This is a genomic window from Sphingobacterium composti (assembly GCF_009829075.1).
Lineage (GTDB): Bacteria > Bacteroidota > Bacteroidia > Sphingobacteriales > Sphingobacteriaceae > Sphingobacterium > Sphingobacterium composti.
The window spans coordinates 119,739-136,840 of the sequence record NZ_WUQZ01000003.1 but is presented as its reverse complement, the minus strand read 5'-3'; the positions used below and the strand labels follow the sequence as shown (position 1 = coordinate 136,840).

General features: G+C 35.3%; 20 protein-coding genes. All 20 read left to right on the top strand.

The features are described 5' to 3' along the window. The first annotated feature begins 2 nt into the window (after window positions 1-2). The 20 genes from GOQ17_RS03275 to GOQ17_RS03175 all read left to right on the top strand — a co-directional run bounded on the left by GOQ17_RS03275 (window position 3) and on the right by GOQ17_RS03175 (window position 17,085). Window positions 3-410: a hypothetical protein gene (locus GOQ17_RS03275; protein WP_159634722.1), complete on the top strand. Its 408-nt coding sequence runs from the start codon at window positions 3-5 to the stop codon at window positions 408-410. Next, window positions 407-1,525: a relaxase/mobilization nuclease domain-containing protein gene (locus GOQ17_RS03270; protein ID WP_159634719.1), complete on the top strand. Its 1,119-nt coding sequence runs from the start codon at window positions 407-409 to the stop codon at window positions 1,523-1,525. The genes GOQ17_RS03275 and GOQ17_RS03270 overlap by 4 nt, the downstream gene beginning before the upstream one ends. Window positions 1,526-1,539: 14 nt before the next feature. Beyond that, the gene (locus tag GOQ17_RS16545; protein ID WP_159634716.1) at window positions 1,540-2,163 is read left to right on the top strand and encodes a ParA family protein; all 624 of its coding nucleotides are present in this window, start codon (window positions 1,540-1,542) and stop codon (window positions 2,161-2,163) included. Window positions 2,164-2,194: 31 nt separating this feature from the next. Then, window positions 2,195-2,536: a hypothetical protein gene (locus GOQ17_RS03260; RefSeq protein ID WP_159634713.1), complete on the top strand. Its 342-nt coding sequence runs from the start codon at window positions 2,195-2,197 to the stop codon at window positions 2,534-2,536. 9 nt (window positions 2,537-2,545) lie between these two features. Next, a complete protein-coding gene (locus GOQ17_RS03255) occupies window positions 2,546-2,848 on the top strand; it encodes a DUF4134 family protein (protein ID WP_159634710.1) in 303 nt (100 codons plus the stop codon). Between the two features lie 40 nt (window positions 2,849-2,888). Next, a complete protein-coding gene (locus tag GOQ17_RS03250; protein ID WP_159634707.1) occupies window positions 2,889-3,197 on the top strand; it encodes a DUF4134 domain-containing protein in 309 nt (102 codons plus the stop codon). 279 nt (window positions 3,198-3,476) lie between these two features. Then, window positions 3,477-5,942 carry a TraG family conjugative transposon ATPase gene (locus tag GOQ17_RS03240; RefSeq protein ID WP_159634701.1) on the top strand — a complete coding sequence of 822 codons (2,466 nt, stop codon included), beginning with the start codon at window positions 3,477-3,479 and terminating at the stop codon, window positions 5,940-5,942. 18 nt (window positions 5,943-5,960) lie between these two features. Continuing rightward, window positions 5,961-6,620 (top strand): hypothetical protein, encoded by a 660-nt coding sequence (locus GOQ17_RS03235; RefSeq protein ID WP_159634698.1) that lies wholly within the window; start codon window positions 5,961-5,963, stop codon window positions 6,618-6,620. After that, a complete protein-coding gene (locus tag GOQ17_RS03230; protein ID WP_159634695.1) occupies window positions 6,617-7,276 on the top strand; it encodes a hypothetical protein in 660 nt (219 codons plus the stop codon). Before GOQ17_RS03235 ends, GOQ17_RS03230 begins: the two co-directional genes overlap by 4 nt. Next, window positions 7,273-7,944, top strand: coding sequence for a hypothetical protein (locus GOQ17_RS03225; protein WP_159634692.1), 672 nt, complete (start codon window positions 7,273-7,275; stop codon window positions 7,942-7,944). The genes GOQ17_RS03230 and GOQ17_RS03225 overlap by 4 nt, the downstream gene beginning before the upstream one ends. A gap of 22 nt (window positions 7,945-7,966) precedes the next feature. Beyond that, window positions 7,967-8,767: a hypothetical protein gene (locus tag GOQ17_RS03220; protein WP_159634689.1), complete on the top strand. Its 801-nt coding sequence runs from the start codon at window positions 7,967-7,969 to the stop codon at window positions 8,765-8,767. A gap of 10 nt (window positions 8,768-8,777) precedes the next feature. Beyond that, the gene (locus GOQ17_RS03215) at window positions 8,778-9,920 is read left to right on the top strand and encodes a TraJ family protein (RefSeq protein WP_236537033.1); all 1,143 of its coding nucleotides are present in this window, start codon (window positions 8,778-8,780) and stop codon (window positions 9,918-9,920) included. 18 nt (window positions 9,921-9,938) lie between these two features. Beyond that, complete coding sequence (gene traK / locus GOQ17_RS03210) at window positions 9,939-10,559, top strand: conjugative transposon protein TraK (RefSeq protein WP_201288492.1); 621 nt, start codon at window positions 9,939-9,941, stop codon at window positions 10,557-10,559. Then, window positions 10,537-10,986 carry a hypothetical protein gene (locus GOQ17_RS03205; RefSeq protein ID WP_159634686.1) on the top strand — a complete coding sequence of 150 codons (450 nt, stop codon included), beginning with the start codon at window positions 10,537-10,539 and terminating at the stop codon, window positions 10,984-10,986. Before traK ends, GOQ17_RS03205 begins: the two co-directional genes overlap by 23 nt. Before the next feature lie 6 nt (window positions 10,987-10,992). After that, on the top strand, window positions 10,993-12,153 hold the full coding sequence (gene traM, locus GOQ17_RS03200; protein ID WP_159634684.1) for a conjugative transposon protein TraM: 1,161 nt from the start codon (window positions 10,993-10,995) through the stop codon (window positions 12,151-12,153). A 119-nt stretch (window positions 12,154-12,272) separates the two neighbouring features. Beyond that, window positions 12,273-13,124 carry a conjugative transposon protein TraN gene (traN, locus tag GOQ17_RS03195; protein WP_159634681.1) on the top strand — a complete coding sequence of 284 codons (852 nt, stop codon included), beginning with the start codon at window positions 12,273-12,275 and terminating at the stop codon, window positions 13,122-13,124. 52 nt (window positions 13,125-13,176) lie between these two features. Beyond that, window positions 13,177-15,147: a type IV secretory system conjugative DNA transfer family protein gene (locus GOQ17_RS03190; RefSeq protein WP_159634678.1), complete on the top strand. Its 1,971-nt coding sequence runs from the start codon at window positions 13,177-13,179 to the stop codon at window positions 15,145-15,147. 175 nt (window positions 15,148-15,322) lie between these two features. Next, window positions 15,323-15,715, top strand: coding sequence for a M23 family metallopeptidase (locus tag GOQ17_RS03185; protein WP_159634675.1), 393 nt, complete (start codon window positions 15,323-15,325; stop codon window positions 15,713-15,715). Window positions 15,716-15,725: 10 nt separating this feature from the next. Beyond that, window positions 15,726-15,875, top strand: coding sequence for a hypothetical protein (locus GOQ17_RS03180; protein WP_159634672.1), 150 nt, complete (start codon window positions 15,726-15,728; stop codon window positions 15,873-15,875). Next, a complete protein-coding gene (locus GOQ17_RS03175; RefSeq protein WP_236537032.1) occupies window positions 15,868-17,085 on the top strand; it encodes an ArdC family protein in 1,218 nt (405 codons plus the stop codon). Before GOQ17_RS03180 ends, GOQ17_RS03175 begins: the two co-directional genes overlap by 8 nt. Window positions 17,086-17,102 lie beyond the last annotated feature (17 nt).

Here is a 17,102-nt window from a genome sequence, read left to right as displayed (position 1 = left end):
GTATGAAAAATAGAACATCAATATTAGCATCCAAGCTCAAAGAACCTAAAAGCAGATACTATCTGTCTCTTACCTCAGCTGAACATATTAAGTTCACGGAATTAGCGAAAAGCTTAGGCATGAGTAAAACAAAAATTATCAGGATTATGGTTATTGAAGAATCCAACATCATACTTTGTAATACCGTGGAGCTTATAAAAGCCTTAGATTCATTAGGAACGCATTTAGCCAAGATTAGAAATTCACTGGAGCCTACAATACCATACTACTTTACCAACCAGAAATCCTTAGAAGATAATACGAATATCAGCTCTGTAACGCTAACTAATATTGAAGACTATTTTCAAACGCTAGGGAAGATTGAAGCAGCATTTTCAGAATTATTAAAAATAATAAAGAAGATGAAATGAAAGTTGTAATATTTAATAATCAAAGCTCTTTTAAGGGTGTAATGTATAACATAGCGAAGGTTAGCAGTGATAGAGCTGAGTTAATGTGTGCAGAAAATTTTCATGCCCTTGGCATATTAAGATATATAAAACCTCATGATTATATCGATTACTTACTCAGCATATCTGCTGCCAGCCGGATTGAAAAACCCCAATTTCACGCTATAATTTCTTGCCAACAAGAAATTCAAAGTAAATGGAACTTAACGTTCATGGCTAAAAGCTGGCTTGAAGAAATGGGATATGGCAAACAGCCCTATTTAATTTTTTTTCACTACGACACAAACATAAATCATGTCCATATTGTCTCTACACGCGTTAACAAGAATGGAAAAGGTATAAGTGACAGCTTCGAAGGAATTAAAGCGTATAGTGAACTTAACAAAGTTCTTGGCATAGATTCTAAAAGACAAGCGCAGCATGATTTAGATAGGGCATTAAACTATACATTTTCTTCGCGTATGGAATTTATCATGCTTTTATATGCATTAAGATACAGTGCACAAATTAAAAATGAGACGCTGGCTTTGATAAAACATGGAAAAATACAAGCTGAAGTTTGTCTTAAGAACATATATAACAAGATATCAAACGGTGAGCGCTCTAGTTTGAGATTACAAGAGCTTAGAGAAATTTTTGCTGCGAATCTGAAAAAATATGATGCATCAATACAAATTAAAGAGTATATGAAATATCAAAAATTTTCATCATCCCCAATAAGATGCACATCCGAATTTATATTGCAGCTTAAAAACAGCCACAATATTCAGCTTATTTTTCATGGAAGAAGTCGTAAAATGCCAACGGACTACTGCGTAATAGATCATCAAAGTAAGACGGTCTTTGAAGGTAGTTACATATGGCCATTGTCTGACTTTATTCGGTCTGTAAATAAAAATAACATTTCTGAAAGTAGAGCGCAATCCGATTTTATAGATAGAACTCAGGCTTTAGATTCTGATTATAAAGAAAGTTCTGGCATCTCCATACTTGATTTTCAAATCGATATCATCGAAGAATTGGAGCCTAATGCACTAAATAAAAGAAGGAAAAATAAGAAATACACAATTCCATAAAACCTAAGGCAGCTATGATCATTCTTATAGGAAATATAAAAGGGGGCGTCGGTAAGAGTACCCTCACGCTCGCTCTTGCGAATTATCTCACGCAAGAGCATAGAAGATGGGTTGGTATATTGGACTTAGATTTCAAGCATTGCTTGATCAATATGCAGAAAAACACGCAAATTCTGCAAACTCCCTCCTTATATACAATATATGATAGACAGAAAGCAGAAAGCATAAATCTTCTTACAAAGATTAAAGAGAATCCACATAAAATTCTGCTAATAGATCTTCCTTCCAGTATAGAGGACGCCTATGCTAGTGAGTACGTTTCACTTGCCGATGTTATTTTATGCCCTTTTAGTTATGACCAGTTTACGATTAATGCGACGCTGCTTTTCAGTTTAGTAATAACCAAATTGAATCCTCGAGCTCCATGTTGCTTTATTCCCAATAGGATAAAGAATTTTACAAAAATTGAATCTAAAATGGATATTGAGCTCACACTATCAAAATTTGGAACCATTGCCTCGGTAATTTACGATAGGATTGATTTTCAAAAATTAAACAACATACATACGCCAACTAGCCTATTAAATTTAATCCTTCCTACCCTAGACAGCATTTACCATCAGTATCTTCAGAGATAAATCTAAAATTTACATTTTTTATTAATTAATTATGAACTGGTTTACCTTTTTATTTAGCCTTTCTATAGGCTATGTGATCTATTATGTGCTTAACATTATTTATGATCTATATATCAACACTCCAAAGATCTCTACTGATAGCCAGCAGCAGCAGGAAATAATAATACCCCTGGCTAGTGAACCAATAAAAGTCACTTTAAGAGAAAAAGATTCTAATCATGCAGCTTACAAAGTAGGCCTTACTACTGAAGAAAATTTTTCGAAGGCTCTACCTATTGTGCCTATTGCAACCACTGCCCCGCTAAGCATTAAAGAGCTCGTCATGCTCATGCACAATGAGGTTATAGAATACACTAAGGCTATTCCCTATTAACTTCAAATCATGCAAAAACAGCTATGCTATCTTTTAGTCCCCATTAGTATTCTGCTAACCACCCATTCAATTGTTGCACAACCAGCAATCAGTGAGTTCTATAGCGCAAGTAATCAAATTGACCGCTATTATATAAGCCTTTCTGATCTGGCGCTTGCCATTGGAGGAATCTGTGGCGTATTAGGTGGTTTGCGGATTTACAACAATTGGCAGCTAGGAAGAGATCGTATAGATGTGCAAATCGCTGGGTGGTTTTTCTCCTGCCTATTTCTATCTATACTTAGCTCGGTACTTAAGGGGCTATTTCAATAAACTAACATTCAACAACTAAATAACTAAAAAACTATAAATCATGAAACAACATCTAAAAAAACTATTTTCAGCACTTATTCTTACCATCTGTTCAATAAACTTGATCTACGCTCAAGGAGGAACTGTGGGAATAAATGCAGCAACATCATCTCTAACAGGTTACATAGACCCTATATCAACTTTAATACTTGCTATTGGAGCTGTGGTTGGCCTGATAGGTGGAATACGCGTGTATATAAAATGGAACAGTGGGGATCAGGATATTAATAAAGAGCTAATGAGCTGGGGTGGGTCCTGCTTATTTCTGGTGTTAGTAAGTGTAGTAATTAAAGCATTCTTTGGCGTATGACACCTAAAAGCTATCCCATATACAAGGGGCTTCAAAAGCCCCTAACCTACAAGGGGTTTAAAGGAAATTATATTTACTGGGCACTAGGATCATTGATAATAGGGCTTGTTATAGGAGCCATTGCCGCGGCCTTAACGAACATAATAATAGCTGGACTTTGCGCCCTTTCAACCATTGGAGGCTGTATTGCTTTTATCCTTCACTGGCAAAATAAGGGACAATACTATAGAAAAAAACTCCCCGGAATTTTTGTCCCTCAAACCAAACTATTAATTAGCTATGAGAAAAGTAACCAAAAATCTATTTGATATTCCCTACGCTGGTATAGACAATTACCAAGGTGTTGATATACTTTATCACGTAAATGGAGATTATTCCGTGATAATGAAAATTAATAATCCCATTATGCAGTACGCCGCAGACGCGGATCTTTATATTAAGCATCACCAGATACTTCTTAATGCTGTTAAAATATTAGGTGAAGGGCATCTACTACAAAAGCAGGATGTATTTATTCGCAAACAGTACAAAGCAAATCAAGATCAAGAATTCCTTCAAAGAAAATATCAAGAGCATTTCTCCGGCAGAGACTATACAGAAATTCAAACCTATTTTACCATTACCCGTTCGGTTAAAAAAGGTTCATTTTACACTTTTGATGCCCGACAGCTCTCCGCATTTATTGTAAATATCCAAAAATTATATGAATTGTTTTTTCAGGCAAACCTAGAACCAAAAATACTTTCCCGCTCGCAAATAAATATGTTTGTAAAGCGGGTTATGTCTTTAAATTTCAAAGATGAAAATATTACTTTGGATAATATTAAACCTGATAACTCAGAATTATCTATCGGAAACAAGAACGTTAGAGCTATTACACTTATCAACACCCAAAGTATTGATCTTCCTGAAAAGATAAGCCCTTATACTCTAAAGAATGATTCAAGCGCACAAAATTTCCCTATTGACAATTTCTTCTTTCTGTACAATGTCCCTGACTATCAAATTATCATATACAATCAATTTATCGAAATACCAGGACAACGGCAGCTGATAAATAAACTAGAAGTAAAAAGAAATAGGCATGCTGGAATACCTGACCCCGCAAATACATTATGTGTAGATGATATTGACAGATTATTAGTTGATGTTGCACGTGAAAACCAAATCTTGGTACATGCGCATTTTAACATCTTAGTTTCAACGCAAGCGGGTAGTCTGGATAAGGCAACTAACTTTATAGAGGCAGCACTATTTCAACAGGGAATCATCACTTCGCGAAATGCCTTTAATCAACTGGAGTTATTTCGGACAACCCTTCCTGCAAATGCAGTGGAATTAAAGAAGTTTGATTGGTTTCTGACAACCTGTGATGCTGCGCTATGTTTGTTTTTCAAAGAACGATTGCTCAACGATGAGCCATCTGACTTTTTGCTTTACTTCACCGACAGGCAGGGAATACCTGTAGCTATTGATCCATCAGATCTTCCTATGCAAACTGGAAGAATAAAAAATAGAAACCGATTCGTACTGGGGTCCTCAGGAACGGGAAAAAGTTATGCTATTAACGCTATCGTTCAGCAGTATCTACAATATAATATGGATGTAGTAATTGTGGATGTGGGGCACTCCTACTCGGGTTTATGCAGTACCTATAATGGAAAGTACATAACCTATAGTGAGGAAAACCCCATCACCATGAATCCTTTTGCCATCACCAAAGAAGAGTTTAATATTGAGAAAAAAGACTTCCTTATCACATTAGTATGCCTTTTATGGAAAGGATCTAACGGTGAAACGTCAACCCTAGAACGTGACGTAATATCAAAAGTAATTTCTGATTACTATATAGACTATTTCTCTTATAAAGCTGAGAAGCATACCGACGAGCTGAATTTTAACAGCTTTTATCTTTTCGCAAAAAAGCAGATTCCCACTATCATGAAACAGGAAAACATTCCCTTCGATATAGACGAATTCTGTTTTGTACTTAAAAAATTTTATAAAGACGGAGAATATGAGCAAATCTTGAATGAACCTGCAGACAAATCTCTTTTTGACGAGCAATTTGTAGTCTATGAAATAGACAACATTCAGTCTAACACTATATTACTGCCAATTGTCACCCTTATTATTATGGATATGTTTATCCAAAAGATGAGGCATAGAAAAAACAGAAGAAAAACGCTCATTTTAGAAGAAGCTTGGCGCGCTATCTCTTCTCCAATGATGGCAAATTTTCTTTTGTATTTAAATAAGACGGTACGTAAGTTCTATGGAGAGATAATTGAAGTGACTCAAGAGATAAACGACATCATTGGAAATCCCATTATTAAAGATAGCATTATTAACAACTCGGATACTGTTATACTTCTGCAGCAAAAAGAATCTGATTTAAAAAAAGTAGCAGAACTTCTAAATATCAGCCCCGTCGAGCAGCTAAAAATTAGCACCATAAATAAGCTTGATAATAAACACAATCGCCCACGATTCAATGAATTCTATATTCGAAGAGGAAATTCGGGTGAGGTTTATGGCGTAGAGGTTAGCTTATATCACCATCTGGCATTTACAACAGAAAAGCCCGAGAAAAGTGCTGTGGAAATATACGTTCAACATTTTAAAACCTACCCCAATGCCCTTACAGCCTTTGTGGAAGACTTTAACAAATCCGCAATGAGTCTTAAAAAATTTGTAAACCAGGTAAACCTCACCGGCGCACCAGTTGAAACGATTAATTTGTAAACCTTAAAAATCTAATTCATGAAAACGCTCTCCATTATCATAATGGTATTGTGCATACATATAGCCAATGCCCAAATTTATGTTGACCCTACTGTCGCAGCAGCAACAGCTACACATGCTGGTGTAATAAATAACCAACTTAATAATGTCAATGAAAACCTAACATTAATTCAACGTGGACAGCTTGCGATCACTGGTCAATTAACTATAGCCAATGATCTGCAAAATCAAATATATAAAGGTCTTTCTGAAGTATCAGCTGTGATGCGCTCACTATTAGCCGTTAAAGATATCACAGAAATTTCCACCGATATACTAGAAAATGTGGACAAAGCATTGCTAATTGCAAAAACTAACCCCATACTCCTACTTTTTGCAGAAGAAGGTGCCCGAGAATTTAAAGCTAGAGCTTCAAATTTAGCTTTAGAAGTGGGCACGTTTGCACTTAAAGGCGGAAAAGAAAATCTGATGGATTCTGGTGAAAGGGCTAAACTATTAAACTTTATAAGAATTGAGCTTAACATACTTCGAGGTATAGCCTTTGGCATGCAAAGAAGCATGTTCTGGGCGCAGCAGCGTGGAATATTACAATCATTGAATCCTTATAGCACCTTTATAAATATTGATAAAAATATAGCGGATGATATTATAAGGAATTCCAAACTAGTTAAAAAATGAAAAACCTACTGCTCATCTTTACCTTTAATATCTGCCTACTACAATTATCAAAAGCACAGCTTAATATTGAATTGATACATCAGCTTGTAGCGCACAGTAAACAAGAATATGATAAGCAGCAAACTCTTCGAAGCACCCAAATCGTAACTACAACAAACCAAGAAATAAACAGTCAGCAAACCGCAACGCTAAAAAGTCGATATAGGGAGATCAACAGGCGATTTCAAGTACTAGGTACAGCATTACTTATCCTTAATACATCGATGGAATCATCCAGATTAGTAGAGCAGATTACTAAGGAACAATTGCGAATCCTGCACTATGTACAAGATGACCCAAGCATGTTAATACTTGCCGTAAATGCTCAAGGAGAATTAATCCATCGAGCGCAACAGTTAGCCAAGTATATTTTAGGACTTATGCTCACTATCGGAGAGATTAATCAGATGAAGCAAAGTGACCGGCGTATATTTTATGCACACGTAATCACCGAGCTGAAAAATATACTAAGTATTTCTAGAAGCCTTGCAAACTCCATGTATTACGCCAGTGAACTTAAAAAAGTTAAATCCCAGAGCTCATTTTCTGATTTCATAAATGAAGATAAACGAATCGTAGACCGTATCCTATCGAAAATAAAAATCTTGACCCCATGAAATTAATATATATAATAGCTTTCTTCTTCTTTCCGATAAACTTTGTCCTAGCTCAAGGGGGGGTAACCATAATTCATGATGCCAATCACTTGCGGATAATTAATGAAAATGCAGCTATACGCTTATCTGCGGAAAGCTACCACAAATCACTACTTAGTAAAATAAATCAACAGGTAGATAATATCAATATAAATTTAAGCGCAGTAGTATTAGTAAAAAACATCATCCATCAATCATTAACGCATATAGATCAAGGTTTGAAATCCTCTATCCAAGTTGTTAGTATTGGTAAGCTTGTAGAAGAGATATATAAAGAAAGTAGTGTAGTGTTGCAGCAGGCCGCCTCTGCCCCCTGGCTATTACTTTTGGCCGAGCAAGCCTCAAAATCTTTTAAAGATAGAAGCCTTAAACTAGCTCTTGAGGTATCTGAATTTGTATTAAAAGAAGGGACAGAAATTTTTATGGATTACCAAAAGCGGGATTACCTACTCACTAAAATAAGCTTAGAATTAAAAGTAATCAGAGCCCTTATATTTTCCATGCACCGTGCCATTTACTGGGCAAAAATAAATGGTATTGTAAGGTCAATTAATCCATATGCCAGCTTTATTAATACAGATAAGCAGAAAGCTGACGAAATTTTAAGGTACTACAACCTGTTAAAATAAATCATCCACTAAATTTTAAAAAATGCTAAAATCAAAATTTTCATACCTATTACTATACTATATCATCCTAAGTTGCAACTTGCTTAATGGGCAGACTGTACGAAAAATAAATGATAAACATATTGTTAACCAACAAGAGCGAATGGTTTTTAAGCAATGGGATAAAAATAAATTTACCCCCCAAAAAGGGTTTCTAGGATTAAATCCGCAGTATTGGCTTACATGGGGCCTTCACCCAAACTATCCTAAAGTAGATCATCGCCCATTATCTGCTGGAGGCCCTCAGACACTCCGCATGGGTATGCTACTTGCAATGAAAGAATCTACCGAAAACTATAAATTACACAGCGATACCCTCCGGAGCACATCACTCACGGAAATATATAACTATGCCCCACAAGTAATTTCTGCCGATCCGCTATGGAATCTATACTATAAAAATGAACTTAGTCCACTTATGGAAGATCATATTGATCATCTGAAAGGTATCCCTGAAGAATTAAAGAAAAACTTGATTGCTAAAGGAGTGCTAGACTGGTACATACAAGAATTTGAAAGCTTAAGACAGAGACTCACATTAGCTCATCAAAGTTATTTGGATAGAGGAAGTAGAATACTAAGTTATCACCGTATACTTCAAGACTACCAACTACTCCGTAGTAATTGGAATGCAAAAGTGCAGTATCAAGGGAAGTATTTATTGCTAGCAAAGAAAATAGATGTTTCCCCGAATTCCTTAAGCCTCCATTTACCTGCTATTCCGCTAGGGCAGACAGACATTCAAATAGCGAACAAAATTCTTACGCGTTTATACGCTAAATAAACTACATGCTATGAAAATTCTAAATTTCTTATGCTCACTTTTCAAAATAAACATTCCATCTATAAATACCAACGTACCGGAATCATTTCAGGATACATTCAATTTCTTGCAAGGCAATGGTGTTTATGAAGAAGGTGTAATGCATTTTTTACGGGGAATGAAAGACACGATGTGGACACATTTTGATGTATTTATAGCAGATGCGCAAGCCTTAGCAGCCATTTTTATGCTAATATCATTTGCCATAAGGTCATACGATATGATATCAGGTGATAAAAAATTAGAAATAATGCCACTTTTGCGTCCCTTTGGCCTAGCTATGGTAATAATATGGTGGAGCCCCTTTACACGAGTTATAGCATACCCCACAGATATAATTGCAGCGAAAACAGAAGCTTTATTCGATACAGGGCAGTTACAAGTAAATGCATTACGTATAAAACGTGCAAATTTAATGATCAAAATTGCCGATCAACTTACCACCATTCAAGCCCAAACCGAAGTGGCACAAAAAGAAGCAGATTCTTGGTATGGTAAAGCCTGGGAATCAGTAACCTCTACTGTAAAAGAAGGTTTTACTAACGTATGGAATACAGTAACACAGTTAAAAAACAGAATGCAGGTCAACTTGCAACTACTTTTAACTTTTACACTGGAAACCCTTGCTCTATGGGTCTTAAGAATTTGCGTGTATATAATTTTTATGATTCAAATTATATATTCCACCATACTAATCATATTAGGGCCTTTTTCTGTCTCTACGAGTATACTTCCTGCTTTTAGAGATTCGTTTTCAAACTGGATTGCGCGTTTTGTTAGTGTAAATCTTTATTCAGGAATTGCTTACCTGGTGATGCATATTTCCAGTTTATTTCAACAATATGCTATGGAAGCGGAGATTACACGCTATGAACAGTTATTAGCCACCTCCGGTGATACTCTAGAAAAAATGGGTTGGTTTGCCTCCAATGGTATACTAAGTTTCGGTATTGTTATAATCTCCTTTATAATAGGAGGCCTTACCATGTTAACCGTTCCTAGTATCAGCACATGGATTATATCTACAAGTGGAATTACCTCTGCAGTGAGCACCGTAGCTCGGAATTCATCAGCAGCATGGCGTACAGCAACAAAAATTGCAACTAAACTATAAACTACAAACCTTCTCATTATGATTATTAGAAACATCGAGAGCAAGATCAGACTAGCCTCCTGGATTTCGATTTCAAGCCTTATAACTAGTATTATAATTTCACTTGGAGTAAGCTTCTTTGCATATAAACAGATTCATATCTCCCGAAAATCCGTATATATCTTAGATCAAAATTCTACCCCCTATCAAGCAAACCAGTTGGATGTGAATGTGAACAGGCCGCTGGAATATAGAACACATGTGAATTTATTTCATATGCTCTTTTTCACACTTGCGCCAGATGAGAAATTTATGGAGTACCAAATGAAAAAAGCCATGTACTTAATTGATGAAACAGGGGCATTACAATACAACAACTTACGAGAAAAGGGATTTTTCAACTCCATACTCTCTTCAAGCGCTGTATTAACTATACAAACTGATTCTATTCATGTAGATCCTGAAAAAAAATATTTTCGCTATTACGGTAAACAAACTATTGATAGACGAAGCTCCACTGTAGTGAGAACACTTATCACAGAAGGATACCTCCATGATCTTAAACTTAGAACCGAGAATAACGGGCATGGTGTATTAATTACCAAATGGAAAACAATAGAAAATAAAGATATCAGCCATGTTCAGAAGAATAACATCTAATAACAAAGATAAACCACCTATATGGCAGGAGTTATATAATCGTTGGGAGGATCATATCCGTAGAATACAGCGCAGCTTCTTTTATATTATAAATTCCTACCCTAAAATAGTATATGCCGCCATGGTATCTAGCATTCTAATCTCTTTAGGATGCTTTTTTTATTTACCTAAAACCAAAAAAGATAAAACGCAAGCCCCTACTAAAAGTTTGCTGTCTGGCTTTTACTCTGGAATGGGTAGCATCGCCTACACCGCATCAGCTACTAAAGAATTATTTGAGCTCCAAAGTATAGTTGAACAATTAGTTCGTAAAGATTCATTAACCCAACAAGATAGTGCCATGGTATTGTATGTTTTTGAAAGAATGCAGAAAATTGAAAACAGCATAATTAATTCAAAAATGCCAGACACACTCACACATAAATAGCACATTATGAAAATTAACTTCAAAAAACCAAGGTATATCATCCCTGTTATTGCACTTCCCTTTTTATGTATATTCTATTACGTGTTTAGTGATGTATTTGCGCAAAAAAAAACTAATGATCAGCCTAGCGAAAATACATTGCAAGAGCATATAGCCGATGTTTCCGATGAAATAAAAAAAAGAGAGCTAGCTGATAAACTTGCTGCATATAAAAATCAGTATAAATATGCAGACGGATATACCGCCATAAGTCAAATACACCAGGAGCAGCAAGCAGAATTTAAATTCGATGAGCTCTACAACGAAAAGGAAAAGAGAAAATTAGACTCCATTGAAAAATCATTATCCTCTGCTCAACTTTCTTATGACATGAATAAACCTTACCCTGCAAATAGAACAGATAAAGAACTAGAAAATATACTTAAAAATTTGCCATATCAACATAACGAAAAAAAAGAAAGCACCCCCGTAAAGCAGCACGATCCTTTGGATTTATTCAGAAAACAGATGGCATTAGCCGACAGTTTCGCTAAAGCAAATGATCCCGAATACATTTCTAATGAGCAAAGTGAACAAAGACGGCCACACCTAACAGCACAAACCGAGCTTACTTTAAATTTAAATGTAGAAAAATTCACGAATAGCAAGGGAGTTTTTAATACCATTAAAAGCGATACACAAGAAAGCTTATTAAAGGCAATAATAGATGAAAATAGAACCTCCTTTGTGGATTCGCGGCTTCGATTACGACTACTTGAAGATTTAAAAGTGGGAAAATATAAAATCGAAAAGGGAACGTTTCTCTATGCCAAAGTATCGGGGTTCTCTGCCCAAAGGGTACAATTAACAGTGTACTCTATCATGCATAATGATCAAATATTACCTGTTAAATTGGATATCTACGACCAAGATGGTCAGGCCGGATTATATGTTCCTGAATCTCAGTTTAGAGAATTTAGTAAGGAGATTACCAGCAACTCGGCACAGGGATTAACGATTAATCAACAAGCTGAAAATAATGCCCAATTATTAATGAGTACAGTTCAACGTATGTTTCAATCCACAAGTTCAGCGATCAATAAACATATAAGAAAAAATAAAGCAAAAATAAAATACAATACCCAAGTCTACTTAGTAGACGCAAGTGCAAATAATAGCACAAATTAACAGCAAAGTATTTTTCTAAACATTTATAGCATTCACGCCTATGTAGGCTTTAAACATGGCCTTTATTATCAAAATAATAGTGCCGAACTTATATTCTCTTACACGTAAAAACATACCTTATGAAAACCATAAAAATCAATTTAACTCTCCTATTCTCCGTTTTATATATCACGCATATTTTTGCACAAAACACTTTAGGCCCACAAACGCACATGCAGGATCTCCCTATTATATACCTGTACGCCGATAACTCTGTACATTTTCTATCCCCACAGCCCATCAAATATGTAGATATATCCTCTAAGCTAGTTCATGGAGATTTGCCCTTAGATAATATGTTGCGTATTAAGTTTCAAAACGACTCTATAGCACTAGCGCCATTAAGTCATGAGCTTGGAACGCTAACTATAGTTGCCGAAGACTTTGTTTCTCAATACCGACTTTGCTACCTGGGTACATTTCAGGCAAACCTGCCCGCCTTAATCCAGCTCGATCCAATCAGGAGCCAGCCGCTAGAAATAAACAGTGATCTTTTAACCGAAATCAATAAAAAAGAAATATCAATGCAACTCCTATCCAAAAAAAAATCCAAACCAATCACCAAGAAAAAGGATTTTGGGATAACCCTTTCAGTTAATGAGATTTATGCAGTAGGTGAATATATATTTTTTGACATCAGTTTTTTAAACGACACAAAACTATCTTATGACATCGATGAGTTTAGGTTTTTTGTTGAAGACAAAAAAGTACTTAAAACAACTAACTTTCAAAGCGTTGAAATAACACCTATATGGGAATTTAAGGAGTTAAGCACTATAAAATCTCAGCAACGAAACATTTACGTCATTAAAAAAGTTATTTTCCCAAATAGCAAAGTTCTCAAAATTAGCTTAACAGAAAAGCAGATTTCCGGACGTATGCTTGATCTGAACATAGGTTTTGATGATATATCAAATGCAAAAGCTCTTTAACAGATTTTCCTTCGCAAGATTAGCAGTTTATTAACCAAAAACTTAAGAGATCATGGAAGAAACTAAAGAACAAAAAAGTCTTTATAGGTTGCTTCAATTGGGAGTTTATCTTTCTGTATGTTTTGATGTCTATTTATTTGCTATTACAAAAGCGTTTATATACAGCAAGTATGTTTTTGTTGAAAATCTAACATACAAAGTTTTAAGCTTACCAATGTATAGTACCCCTATAGCAAGTAAATTATTTACGCTTTGCTTACTGTGTCTAGTAGCCATAGGAACCTTATCAAAAAAGAAGGTAGATCTCAACCCGCAGAAACATATTCTTTTTCCGTTAGTCTTTGGTATACTACTATTATGTATTTCCATTTGGCTCTATTATAAATTTCCAACTTCCACAAGTCAAAATAAAATTAACAACCTGAATTTAACCTATACTGCATGCAGCATAGCCGGTATTATATTATTGCATGTTGCCTTAGATAATATATCAAAAATCATACACTCTAACCTTGGCAAAGATAAGTGGAACATTCAACAAGAGTCTTTTTTGCAACAAACAAAAGCATCTACTAAACCATATGCCATCAATATACCTATGCTTTTTTATTATAATAGAAAAGTAAACAAAGGGTTCATCAGCCTTGAGAATCTTTTTCGAGGACTTTTAGTATGTGGAGTTCCCGGAAGTGGGAAAAGTTTCGGCGTTATTATGCCTATAATTAGACAGATGATAAATAAGTCATTTACCATGTGCCTATACGATCTTAAATACCCGGACCTGGGCAAAATTGCGTACTATCATTATAGCAAAATGGTTCATAAAGGATATGAACACAAATTTCATGTGATAAATCTAAATGAGCCCCAAAAAAGCCGAAGAGTGAATCCATTTAAGTCCGAATATATAAAAACCTTAGCTGATGCATCGGAGACAGCAGAGGCATTAGTGGAAGCTTTAAAAAAGGGTGATAAATCAGCTGGAAGCGATCAATTTTTTACGCAATCGGCCATAAATTTCCTGGCGGCATGTATATATTATTTCAGCAAGCATCAGCAAGGGAGATACTCCTCATTTCCTCACGTACTAGCCTTTTTAAATTTATCATACGATCACATATTTACTGTGCTATTCAGCAATAATGAACTGGCCTCTTTATTATCACCATTTATGTCTGCCTATAAGGCTAAAGCATTTGATCAATTGGAAGGACAGGTCGGGACTCTGAAAATATTTATCTCAAGAATGGCTACCAAGGAAACATTTTGGGTGTTTTCTGGTGACGATTTTGACTTACGTATATCTTCCCCTAAGTCTCCTTCAATTCTTGTGCTTGCTAATGACCCAAGTACACAAAGCATTAACTCTGCCTGCCTGTCTATTGTTCTTAATAGAGTTACTAAACTTATAAATACCAAAGGAAATCTACCTGTAGGCCTAGTGGTGGATGAAGCACCTAGTGTATATATACATAAAGTTGATGTATTACTCGCTCAAGCCAGATCAAATTTATCTGCTGTAGTGTTAGGTATCCAGGAACTACCCATGCTCCGACAGCAATATGGTAAAGAGGCCGCTGATACCATCATGGCTATAATGGGCAACATCATATCAGGAGCTGTACGAAGTAAAGATACACTCGATTGGTTAGAAAAACTTTTTGGAAAAGTTAAACAGCAAAGTGAAACTTTAAGTATAGATAGAACAAAAACCTCTATTTCGGTCAATGAAAAGCTAGATACGCTCATTCCAGCAGGAAAAATAGCATCGCTTTCAGCGGGAGAAGTTGTAGGCATTCTTGCACGTGATAGAATTGAAAAATTTACTGGAGAATTTCAAACTACAGCAATCAACTGTAGAATAAACCTAGATATGAAGGAGTTGAGTCAAGAGGAAAATAACTACCAAGAAATGCCCCTATATTACGACTTTGGAAATCAACAAGACGAAATACTACTTGAGAATTATTCCCTGATAATTCAGCAGGTAAACCAGATAGTAGACCATGTTATCCAAAGCTAATATAATTCCCATCTCTTTTTAATTATCTCTTTAATTCATAAAGATCATGTTTTATAAATTTCCAAATTCCTGTTACATAGGCAGAAGTATTACCCATGCATTGCCTGTTTATTTAATATGTCTATTACTTATTCCTAAAATTCATTCTGCACAACAGCTAGACATTAGTAGCCCTTTGCCTGAACTAAAAGTCACTTCGCCTTTCGGCAAGCGAATTCACCCTATACTTGAGATACCTAAATTCCATTACGGCGTGGATTTTAAATGCCAATCTGATACGATCAAAAGTATTCTGAATGGTGAGGTGATTTTTACTGGACACCATAGGTATCTGGGAAATTATATTACCATAAAATCTGGAGAATTGGAAATAATTTACGCACATCTGAATAGTTTACTCATACAAATAAATGATCAGGTCTGGGCAGGAGATAATATTGGAATCTCAGGAAACACCGGCCTTTCAACAGCAGAACATTTGCATCTATCGATAAAAGTAAAGGGAAGGTATATAGATCCTATAACATTTCTTAAAGCGATTCAAACGCAACACTTTAACACCCTATAAATTACTAAAAATGGATAATCATTTTATAAGCCTACAAGAGAAATTAGCTTTACTACCAACTCTAGGAAGTATTGAACTAACCACTGAAGAATCCATGATATATGGAATAGAATATTTGGATCATTCTAATCAATTTAAGGAGGGAGATGAAGATGAATAATAACACATCCAAGGCTTTACATGAAATTGTAGCTAATAATATAATAAAACAATTAGAGCAAGGAACAGCGCCATGGCAATTACCATGGAATAGCAATGGCCCATCATTTATGCTCCCATATAATGCCATTACAGGTAACAGGTACAAAGGAATAAATATATTATCGCTACTAAGTACCCAAAGAGAAGACCCTAGATGGTTGACATTTAAACAAGCAGAATCTAAAGGATATAGTGTCAAAAAAGGAGAAAAAGCAACACTTATTCAATATGTAAAAACTCATGATTATTTCACCTCTCGAGACCAACAGGGGAAAATAATAACCCGTGAAGATGGAAAACCTTTAAAAGAATTTCAAAAGCTTAAAACACCAATTATAACTACCGCATGGGTATTTAATGCCCAGCAAATAAACGGCATAGAACCTTTAATAAAAGAACCTAAAATTTTAAACTGGGAAAATCTACAAAGAGTAGAAAATTTGATTACAGAGTCTAAAGCTAATATAACTCATAATAATGAAGATAGAGCCTATTATAATTCCAAAACTGACCAGATTATAATGCCCAAACGCAATCAGTTTGATTCCGCTGATAAATATTATGCAACTGTATTGCACGAAATGGGACATTGGACTTCTCATAAGGACCGCTTGAATAGAGATATTTTTAATCGAATGGGAACTCAAGAGTATGCCCGAGAAGAATTGAGGGCAGAAATTGCTTCAATGCTAATAGGACATGAACTTAACATTGGACATGATCCTGGACAACATATTGCTTATGTGGAAAGCTGGATCCAATTACTAAAAGATAAACCTTATGAAATACATGCAGCAGCAGCAGATGCCGAAAAAATATTAAACTATATAATGGCATTCGAAATTAAAAGAGATATTACAACTAAAAAAGATGTACAAGAAAACACTAAAGTTTCGAATAAAAAAATGAGCTCAAGCCTCAATATGGGAGAAGTAATAGAGTACAATAATACCTCGTATAAAATTCATAGTCTGCTTAAAAGGGGCCGCTTTAAAGTTGAAGATCTGTCCACGGGAAATAATTTCATCCTTTCAAAATCCGATGTATTATATAATTCTTTACTGTCTGCTAAAACCCCAACTAAGATAATACCAATTAACATTAATCAAGACGCTTCTCATATACCAATTAAAGAAGAACATTCTAATATTATTTCAATCAAACGATAATATCGCTCAAACTATCA